The sequence below is a fragment of the Streptomyces sp. WAC 04229 genome, from assembly GCF_003947455.1.
GTDB lineage: Bacteria > Actinomycetota > Actinomycetes > Streptomycetales > Streptomycetaceae > Streptomyces.
Genome location: NZ_QHJH01000252.1, coordinates 1 through 8,508, shown reverse-complemented (window position 1 = coordinate 8,508; position 8,508 = coordinate 1). Strand labels below are relative to the sequence as shown.

Below are 8,508 nucleotides of genomic sequence, written 5' to 3'. Positions count from 1 at the left end.
CGGGGCGTGCAGACGGGGCGGGGGCGACGGGGTGCGCCCCCCCGTGGTGGGCCGCGGCGGGCCGGGCGCGGCGCCTGCGCAGGGCGACGGCCACGAGGGCCGCGGCCACCAGCAGCAGGGCGCCGGCCGTGAGGGAGACGGGCAGGGCGGGGGAGTCGCCGCCGTCCGCGGCGCTCGCGACGGGGGCGGCGGAGGGGTCGGCCCCGGTCCTCGCGGGCCGCGGGGCCGGGGTGGTCGTGGGCTCGCTGCCGAGGTCGGGCAGGGCGGGCAGTTCGGCGTCGGCGGTGAGGGCGACGGCCAGGGACAGCGGGTCCATGACGGTGCCCGCCTGGTACATGCCGCCGAAGGCCTCTGCGCCGCGCGCGGTGAGCTTCGCGGGGGCCTCGGTCACCTTCACCAGTCCGCCGGTGGCCTCGAGGCCCTTCGCGGTGAAGGTGACCAGGGGCACCTTGCGGTCCTCGACGTCGGGGGCGGTCACGTCGGCGTACAGGGTGCCCCTGCCGTCCTCGACGGTGGCCCGTACGGCGCTCAGCCGCAGGTCCAGGCCGTGGGCGCCGGTGAACCGCACGGCGCCCTCGAAGGCGGCGGTGAGGTCGCCGTCCTCGAACGTGCCCTCGCCGCCCGGGAAGCGGAAGAGCGCGCCGCCGTCCTGGGCGCCCGCGGAGAGCGTCCACCGGCCGTCGGCGATGTCGCCGGTGACGTACTCGCGGAAGGTGCGGCGCACGCCCCAGTCGACGGCCCCGTCCTTGATCGCGCCGCCCGGAGTCGCCGTGGGCTTCGGGGACTTGCCGGCCGGGGCGGGGGTGCCGGACGGCTTCTTCTCCGGCTGCCGCGCCGCCGCCGCGACGTCGGCGGACAGGCTCACCGGGTCGAGGGCGGTGCCGGCGGTGTAGTACCCGGCGAAGGAGCGGGCGCCCTGGGCGGTGAGGGTGGCGGGCACGTTGGTCAGGGCCACGCTGTCGCCGCCGCCCCGCATGTCGATGGCGCCGAGGGAGAGGGTGGCGAAGGGCACCTGACGGGACGTCGTGACCGCCCCGGTGCCCTTCGCCTTGCTGGTGACGTCCACGAGGAGCGTGCCGGTGGCGCCGGAGATGCTCACGGTGGGGCGGCTGACGGTCAGGTCGAGCTGATGGCCGCCGCCGCTCGTGCGGTGGCCGAGGAAGCGCACGCCGCCCGAGAAGCCGGCCCGGAAGGTGCCCCGGTCGCCGTCGTAGGCGCCGGTCGCGGAGTGGAAGCGGAAGGCGCTGCCGCCGACGGTGGCCGCTCCCCCGGTCAGCGAGTAACTCCCCTTGGCGATGGGCCCGGTGACGTAGCTCTGGAACGACGACTTGATGCCCCAGTCGAGCCGTCCGCCCTGCACGGTCCGGCTCTCGGCGTGGGCGGCGCTCAAGGGGAGCAGGGCTCCGAGTACGGCCGCGCACAACACGGTGACCAGGGCGCGAAGGCGGGCGGGCATGGCGAAGTCCTCCGGATCGAGGGGCCGGTAGCGAACGAAGGTAAGGCTAACCTAAGCTCTAGCGGGCCGACACCGGCAGTCGACGGAAGGACGGGACGGAACGTGCGACGCTTGCGGAACCGACTGGCGGGAGCAGCGCTGTCCGTGCTCGCCCTCACCCTGACCGCGACCGGATGCTCGGGCTCCTCGGAGGCATCACCCGGCACCCCGGCCGGGCCGGGGGCCCCGAGCGCCGGGCAGCCGGTGGCCAACCGGCTCGAGCCCCTGGCCGGGAGACCCACGCCCCGGCTCCCGGTGACCGTCCGCTCCGCCGACGGCGAGAAGGTCACGGTGGAGGGGGCCGAGCGCGTCGTCCCCCTGTCCGGCAGCCTCAGCGAGATCGTGTTCACCCTCGGACTCGGCGACCGTGTCGTCGCCCGCGACGTCACCGCCACCTTCGAGCAGGCGTCGAAGCTCCCGGTGGTCACCCGGGGCCACGACGTCTCCGCGGAGAGCGTGCTGTCGCTCAAGCCTGACCTGGTGATCGCCGAGACCACCACCGGACCGGCGGAGGCCGTGGACCAGATCCGCGCCGCCGGGGTCCCGGTGCTGTTCGTCGAGGCGGCGGGGGGCCTGGACGACGTGGGCCCGCGCATCCGGACGGTCGCCGACGCCCTCGGCGTACCGGCGGCCGGGAAGGAGCTGACGCGCCGCTCGGAGGAGCGGATCGAGGCCGCCCGCGGGGACGTTCCGCACGGCGAGGAGCCGCGGGTCGCCTTCCTGTACCTGCGCGGCTCGGCCTCCGTCTACCTCATCGGCGGCGCGGACTCGGGTGCCGGTTCGCTGATCGAGGCGGCCGGGGCGGTGGACGCGGGGGCCGCCTCGGGCCTGGACAAGGACTTCACCGCGATCACCAGCGAGGCGCTCGTGAAGGCCGCGCCGGACGCGATCCTCGTGATGAGCAAGGGCCTGGAGTCCGTCGGCGGCGTCGACGGCCTGGTGAAGATCCCCGGCGTCGCCCAGACCCCGGCCGGGATGGACCGCCGGATCGTCTCCGTCGAGGACGGCGTCCTCCTCAACTACGGCCCGCGCACCGACCAGGTGCTGGAGTCGGTCGTGGCGCAGCTGTACGGCGAGGACGGCGCGCGGTGACCGTACTGGACAAGCCGGTCCGCCCCCAGGCGCCCGCCGACCCGGCGCCGCCCCGCACCCGGCGCACCACCGCCTGGCTGCTGACCGCCGCCCTCACCGGCGCCCTGCTGGTCCTGGTGCCGGTCGCGGCCGGCACCGGCGCCTACCCGGTCCCGCTCGGCGACGTGCTCGGCTCCCTGCTGCACCGCACCGGGCTCGGCTCCACCGAACTGGACCGGGTGGCCGAGTCGGTGCTGTGGAACGTGCGGTTCCCGAGGATCGTCCTCGCCCTGCTCGTCGGCGCCTCGCTGGGCTGTGCGGGGGCGCTGATGCAGGGCGTGTTCGGCAACCCGCTGGCCGAGCCGGGCGTCATCGGCGTCTCCTCGGGCGCGGCGGTCGGCGCGGTTGGCGCCATCGCGTTCGGGCTGAACTTCCTCGGCAACTGGACGGTCCCCGTCTTCGCGTTCGCCTCCGGCCTGATCACGGTCCTCGTCGTGTACGCCGTGTCCCGCGCGGGCGGCCGCACGGAGATGGTCACGCTGATCCTCACCGGTATCGCCGTGAACGCCTTCGCGGGCGCGCTGATCGGGCTGTTCCTGTTCTTCGCGGACACGGCGGCGGTCAACCAGATCACCTTCTGGCAGTTGGGCTCGCTCGCCCAGGCGACCTGGCCGAAGGTGCTGGCGGTGCTGCCGTGCGCGGCCCTCGGGCTCGGGCTCGCCCCGCTGTACGCCCGCCGCCTCGACCTCCTGGCGCTGGGCGAACGCCCGGCCCGGCACCTGGGCGTGGAGGTGGAGCGCCTGCGGATCGTGCTGGTGCTGGTCATCGCGCTGCTGACGGCGGCGGCCGTGAGCGTCGCCGGGGTGATCGGCTTCGTCGGCCTCGTCGTGCCGCACCTGCTGCGGATGGTCGCCGGTCCGGGCCACCGCTTCCTGGTCCCGGGCAGCGCGCTGCTCGGCGCGCTCGTGCTGCTCGCCGCCGACCTGGCCGCGCGCACGGTGGCGGTGCCCGCGGAGCTGCCGCTCGGGGTTCTGACGGCGCTGCTGGGCAGCCCGTTCTTCTTCTGGCTGCTGCGCCGCACCCGGCGCAGGCAAGGGGGTTGGGCATGAGGGCGAAGGTGCCGAAGACGCGGGCCCTGCTGCGGCTCGTACCGTCCCGTCCGCTGCCGCCGCCCCCGGCCGCGCCCGGCGACGTGCTCGCCGAGGCCGACGGTCTGCGCGTGCGCCTCGGCGGGCGGCCGGTCCTGGACGGGGTCGGCGTCACCGTCCGGGCGGGCGAGGTGCTGGCCCTGGTCGGTCCCAACGGAGCCGGGAAGTCGACCCTGTTGGGCGCCCTCGCCGCCGATGTCCCGGCCGCCGAGGGGCTGGTACGCGTGCACGGCCGTCCGGTGGCCCAGTGGTCGGCGCCCGAACTGGCGCTGCGGCGGGCGGTGCTGCCCCAGTCGGCGTCGCTCTCCTTCCCGTTCCCGGTGGCGGAGGTCGTCCGCATGGGCCGGGCGCCGTGGGCGGGGAGCGACCGGGAGGACGAGGACGACGCGGCGGTGGCCGAGGCGATGGCGCGTACGGAGGTGACCGGCTTCGCCGGGAGGCCCTTCTCCGCGCTGAGCGGCGGTGAGCGGGCCCGGGTGGCGCTCGCCCGGGTCCTCGCGCAGCGCGCGCCCCTGCTCCTGCTCGACGAGCCGACCGCGGCCCTGGACCTGCGGCACCAGGAACTCGTCCTCCGCCTGTGCCGGGAGCGGGCGCGGGCCGGGGACGCGGTGGTCGTCGTCCTGCACGACCTCGCCCTGGCGGCGGCGTACGCGGACCGGGTGGCGATCCTGCGGGCGGGCCGGATCGCGGCCGAGGGCCCCCCGGCGGAGGTGTTCGCCGAGCGCCTTCTCTCCGAGGTCTACGACCAGCCGGTGGAGGTGCTGCCGCATCCGCGCACGGGCGCGCCGCTGGTCGTCCCGCGCCGCGAGAACTGAGCGGAGGTCACGGTGTGGCGGCTGTCCCCGGTCCCGGCGTTCGGACGCCGCCCCGCCCCGGTAGGGTTCGCCTCCGGGAAGGGGAAGGTGAAGGAACCTGATGAGCAGGGATCGCGGCCCTCGACGGCCCCACCGGCTTGACCGGAAGATACTCACGGCGGCCTCGGTGACCGCTTTGTCGTTGACGGCGAGCGGATGCGTGGTGGTGCACGGCGAGCGCGAGGTGCTCCCCTCCGCCACCCGGGCCGAAGCCGCCGAGGCGCTCGAACAGTTCACCTCCGCGTACAACGCCGCCGACAAGGCGTACGACGCGTCCCTGGACGCCGACCACACCGCCGGCGCCCTGGCCGCCATCGACTCGGCGCGGCTGAAGGCGGGCCGGACCAACCACCCGGACGGCAACCCGGCGCACGCGCCGCTGGAGCTGACCGACGCGAAGTACACGATTCCGAAGAAGGCGGGCTGGCCCCGCTGGTTCGTCGCGGACACCAAGGCCAACAAGGGCGGAACGTCGCGCTGGCTGCTGGTGTTCACCCGCGACGGCCTGGACGAGACCTGGCAGGCGACGTACCTGACGCTGGTCGCCCCGGACCGGATGCCCGAGTTCAAGACCGACGCGGACGGCTGGGCCGAGGCGGTCCCCGCCAACTCGACGGATCTGGCCGCCCCGCCGGGTGACCTGAGCAAGGACTACACGACGTATCTGCAGGACGGCGGCGCCTCCTTCGCGGACGGCGTGCACACCAGTTCCTGGCGGAAGGTGCGGGAGAAGCGGTCGAGCCGCCCCGGCCTGGTCACCCAGTTCATCGACGAACCGCTGACGAACGGCGACTACGCGCCGCTGGCGCTGCGCACGAAGGACGGCGGTGCGCTGGTGTTCTTCACCACGCGGCACTACGAGAAGCAGACCTCGGCGCGGGGCGCGGCGGTGCCGACGCCGAACAAGGACGTGCTGGCGCTGACGGAGGGCGAGATCAAGCAGTCGCTGACGATGGAGTTCGTGTCCAACGAGGTGGCGCTCGACCCGGCGGACGGGAAGGTGTCGGTCCTGGGCCGGGTGCAGGGTCTGACGTCGGCGAAGGGCGAGTAGCCCCGCCGCCGGCCCTCAGCGGCGCAGCGGCCAGGCCGTGCCCGCGTGGTCGCTCTCCTCGCCGGCGTGCCGGGCGCAGGCGTCGGTGAGGGTCTCCAGCAGGGTCAGCGGGTCCGGCAGCGGGTGCTCGGGTCCGCGCACCCAGCGCACCGTGCGGTCCTCGCCGGGCAGCCGGGCGGGCGGTACGAGTACGTAGGACCCGCGGCAGTGCCAGCGCAGCCCGGGGTGCTCGTCCATGGTCTCGGGGTGGCAGTCCAGCTCGCAGGGCCACCACTCGTCCTCGTCCTCGGGGGTGCCGCGGGTGAGGGTGAACAGCAGCATGCGGCCGTCGTCGCTCTCGGCGACCGGGCCGACGTCGATGCCGGCGTCCAGCAGTCGCCGGACCGCCTCGCGACCGGCCTCCAGGGGCACGTCGAGGACGTCGTGGACCATGCCGGTCGCGGTGATGAAGTTGGCCTCGGGCTGATGCCGGGCCCAGCGCTCGATCTGCGACCGGTCGGTGGTGGACTGGGTCTGCCAGGCGAAGGAGACCGGGTGCCGCGCCGGGGTGGGACAGCCCACGCGGTCGCAGGAGCAACGGTATCCGGCGGGGTGCGCGGCGGGCGCCAGCGGCAGTCCCGCACCGGCGGCGGCGAGCAGCAGGTCCTCCCGGCCCCCGTCACCGGCGGCCTCCTTGGGGCGGCGTCCGCGCAGCCACGAGGAGAGTTTGCCCTGCAGACCGCTCCGACCGCCGAACTCCGCGCTCATCAAACCCCTTGCCTCGCCGTCGTGCGCACCAGCATGCCCTATGGTCGCACCATTCCGCGCTTCGGGGTCGGGAAGGGACAAACTTCCCTGGTCACCGAGGGGCGAGTCCGTGGAGCGCGTAGTCGACGAGTGTGTCGGTGTACTCGTAGGAGATCGGCGCGGTGTGCTGGAGCCAGCGCTGGGCGAGCGGGGAGACGAAGAGTTCCAGTCCGATGCGCGGGTCGATGTCCGGCCGCACCTGGCCGGCGGCCTGGGCGGACCGCAGCCGGTCGACGTAGAGCTGGAGCGAGGGTTCCAGGAGCTTGGCGACGAACCGCCGGCCGAGCTGCTCGTCGACGAGGCCCTCGGCCGCCAGGGCACGGGAGGGGACCTCGAACTGCGGGTCCCGCAGTTCGTCGACGGTGTCGCGCAGCACGGCCTTGAGGTCGGCGGCGAGGTCGCCGGTGTCCGGGATGGCGTACGTCGCCTGTCCCTCGGCACCCGCGGCCCGCGCGGCGCGGTCGCCCAGGTCGAGGAAGGCCTCCAGCAGGACGTCCGCCTTGGAGGACCACCAGCGGTAGATCGTCTGCTTGCCGACGCCGGCGCGGGCGGCGATGCCCTCGATGGTGGTCTTGGGGTAGCCGACCTCTCCCACGAGGGCGAGGGCGGCGTCGTAGATGGCCTGGCGGGAGCGCTGGCTGCGCCGGGTGGCGTCGGGGATCGGCTTGTCGGGGGCGTGAGCGGGATTCTGAGCGGCCATGTCCCGAATCTATCAGGTTGACAAGACGCCCCGTCTCGCCGGACAGTGGGGACACACCATACGAGACGAACCGTCTCGTGTTTCTGGCGAGGACGAGGAGGACCCCATGTCCCGAGGTGGAGCAGGAAACATGCTGGGCGTCGGCGGCACCCGCCGGAAGCTCGGCCGCGACGCCCTGCGCGGCGGTGACCGCTCCGGCAGGACCGGCGGCGCCCCGAGCCCGCAGGAGCAGAAACGGGAGCTGCTGCGCAAACTCCAGGAGCGACGGCAGTCCCGTCAGGAAGGTGAGGGCACCGGCGAGGCGTCGTGAGACCGGGCCCGGTCAGTGTGGCGGCGTGGTCTCCCGGCAGTGGAGGGGCGCCGCCGCCTACTCGTTCGCCGGGTTGGCGTTTGCCGCCCCCGGCCAGGCATCCCCCCAGGCCGCGTCCCGCGCCGCCTTGTACAGGTCGCCGTGGCGCTTGGTGACCGTCCGCCGCTCCAGCCGCTCGTCCGGCTCGCAGAGGTCGAGCAGCACCTGGCCCTTGCGGATCTGCGGACGCCGGACCACGCGGGAGGGGGCCGGGGAGACCGGGAGGCGGGTGGCGGCGACGTAGCTGAACTTCTCGTCCTCGTAGGCGAGCGATCCGCTCTTGACCTGCCGGTGCAGGGAGGAACGGCTGACCCGCGCCGCGAAGTGGCACCAGTCCGTGCCGGGCACGATGGGGCAGGCGGCGCTGTGCGGGCAGGGCGCGGCGACGCGGAACCCGGCGGCGACGAGCCGGTCGCGGGCCTCGATGACGCGGGCGTACCCGGCGGGGGTGCCGGCCTCCACGATCACGACGGCCCGGGCGGCGCCGGCGGCGGCGACGAGGGCGGCGCGGTCGGCGGGGGTCAGCTCGTTGAGCACGTAGGAGATGGTGACGAGGTCGGCGCTCTCGACGGTGAGGCCCGCTCCGATCCGGGCGCGCTGCCAGCGGACGTCGCGCAGGGCGGGATGGGAGGCGGCGATCTCCCGGCCGAGGGCGAGGGCGGGCTCCGCCCAGTCCAGCACGGTCACCGGGCGGCGGCCGTCCCAGGTGTCGCCGACGGCCCAGGTCGCGGCGCCGGTCCCGCCGCCCACGTCCACGTGGCTGCCCGGCACCCATCCCGGCACGGCGTCCGCGAACGCGGCCAGCGCGGAGCGTACGGCGGCGAAGGTGGCGGGCATGCGGTAGGCGGCGTAGGCGACGACGTCGGCGCGGTCGCGGAGGATGGGGGCGTCGGTCGGGGTGTCCCCCCGGTACTTCCCGATCAGCCGCTCCACGGCCTGCGCGGCCTGCCGCGGCGGCAGCCCGTCGACGAGGTCGGCGAGGGCGGCACGCAGGATGTCGGCGGGGTCGTTCACGCGACGATTCTACGAGGGGCCGCGCGGGCGGGGACGGGGG

General features: G+C 74.9%; 9 protein-coding genes and 1 pseudogene. 6 read left to right on the top strand and 4 right to left on the bottom strand.

Annotation, left to right across the window (positions count from 1 at the left end; translation table 11 throughout):
- On the bottom strand, positions 1–1,456 hold a 1,456-nt coding region (locus tag DMH12_RS35200; protein ID WP_125495385.1), incomplete at its 3' end, for an HtaA domain-containing protein.
- Positions 1,457–1,558: 102 nt separating this feature from the next.
- Between DMH12_RS35200 and DMH12_RS35195 the strand changes: the two genes are divergently transcribed.
- From DMH12_RS35195 to DMH12_RS35180, 5 genes and pseudogenes are all read left to right on the top strand, one after another.
- Positions 1,559–2,587: a hemin ABC transporter substrate-binding protein gene (locus tag DMH12_RS35195; RefSeq protein ID WP_125495384.1), complete on the top strand. Its 1,029-nt coding sequence runs from the start codon at positions 1,559–1,561 to the stop codon at positions 2,585–2,587.
- On the top strand, positions 2,584–3,675 hold the full coding sequence (locus DMH12_RS35190) for an iron ABC transporter permease (RefSeq protein ID WP_125495383.1): 1,092 nt from the start codon (positions 2,584–2,586) through the stop codon (positions 3,673–3,675). The genes DMH12_RS35195 and DMH12_RS35190 overlap by 4 nt, the downstream gene beginning before the upstream one ends.
- Positions 3,672–4,529, top strand: a complete 858-nt coding sequence (locus DMH12_RS35185) for a heme ABC transporter ATP-binding protein (protein WP_125495382.1) — start codon at positions 3,672–3,674, stop codon at positions 4,527–4,529. The genes DMH12_RS35190 and DMH12_RS35185 overlap by 4 nt, the downstream gene beginning before the upstream one ends.
- A gap of 3 nt (positions 4,530–4,532) precedes the next feature.
- A pseudogene (locus DMH12_RS40590) lies at positions 4,533–4,670 on the top strand (iron transporter); the annotation flags it as partial.
- Complete coding sequence (locus tag DMH12_RS35180) at positions 4,630–5,619, top strand: hypothetical protein (RefSeq protein WP_185832732.1); 990 nt, start codon at positions 4,630–4,632, stop codon at positions 5,617–5,619. The pseudogene DMH12_RS40590 and the gene DMH12_RS35180, both read left to right, overlap by 41 nt.
- A gap of 15 nt (positions 5,620–5,634) precedes the next feature.
- On the opposite strand, the gene DMH12_RS35175 is transcribed toward DMH12_RS35180, so the two are convergent.
- Positions 5,635–6,366 carry a bifunctional DNA primase/polymerase gene (locus DMH12_RS35175; protein ID WP_125495381.1) on the bottom strand — a complete coding sequence of 244 codons (732 nt, stop codon included), beginning with the start codon at positions 6,364–6,366 and terminating at the stop codon, positions 5,635–5,637.
- A 91-nt stretch (positions 6,367–6,457) separates the two neighbouring features.
- Entirely contained in the window at positions 6,458–7,105 is a 648-nt protein-coding gene (locus tag DMH12_RS35170; protein WP_125495380.1) for a TetR/AcrR family transcriptional regulator, read from the bottom strand.
- Positions 7,106–7,211: 106 nt separating this feature from the next.
- Between DMH12_RS35170 and DMH12_RS35165 the strand changes: the two genes are divergently transcribed.
- Positions 7,212–7,415 carry a DUF6243 family protein gene (locus DMH12_RS35165; RefSeq protein ID WP_125495379.1) on the top strand — a complete coding sequence of 68 codons (204 nt, stop codon included), beginning with the start codon at positions 7,212–7,214 and terminating at the stop codon, positions 7,413–7,415.
- A 57-nt stretch (positions 7,416–7,472) separates the two neighbouring features.
- On the opposite strand, the gene DMH12_RS35160 is transcribed toward DMH12_RS35165, so the two are convergent.
- Entirely contained in the window at positions 7,473–8,468 is a 996-nt protein-coding gene (locus DMH12_RS35160; RefSeq protein WP_125495378.1) for a small ribosomal subunit Rsm22 family protein, read from the bottom strand.
- Between the last annotated feature and the right edge of the window lie 40 nt (positions 8,469–8,508).

Coding starts and splice junctions, on each gene's coding strand:
- DMH12_RS35185 (WP_125495382.1), top strand. CDS start 3,672: ATGAGGGCGAAGGTGCCGAAGACGCGGGCCCTGCTGCGGCTCGTACCG.
- DMH12_RS35180 (WP_185832732.1), top strand. CDS start 4,630: ATGAGCAGGGATCGCGGCCCTCGACGGCCCCACCGGCTTGACCGGAAG.
- DMH12_RS35175 (WP_125495381.1), bottom strand. CDS start 6,366: ATGAGCGCGGAGTTCGGCGGTCGGAGCGGTCTGCAGGGCAAACTCTCC.
- DMH12_RS35170 (WP_125495380.1), bottom strand. CDS start 7,105: ATGGCCGCTCAGAATCCCGCTCACGCCCCCGACAAGCCGATCCCCGAC.
- DMH12_RS35165 (WP_125495379.1), top strand. CDS start 7,212: ATGTCCCGAGGTGGAGCAGGAAACATGCTGGGCGTCGGCGGCACCCGC.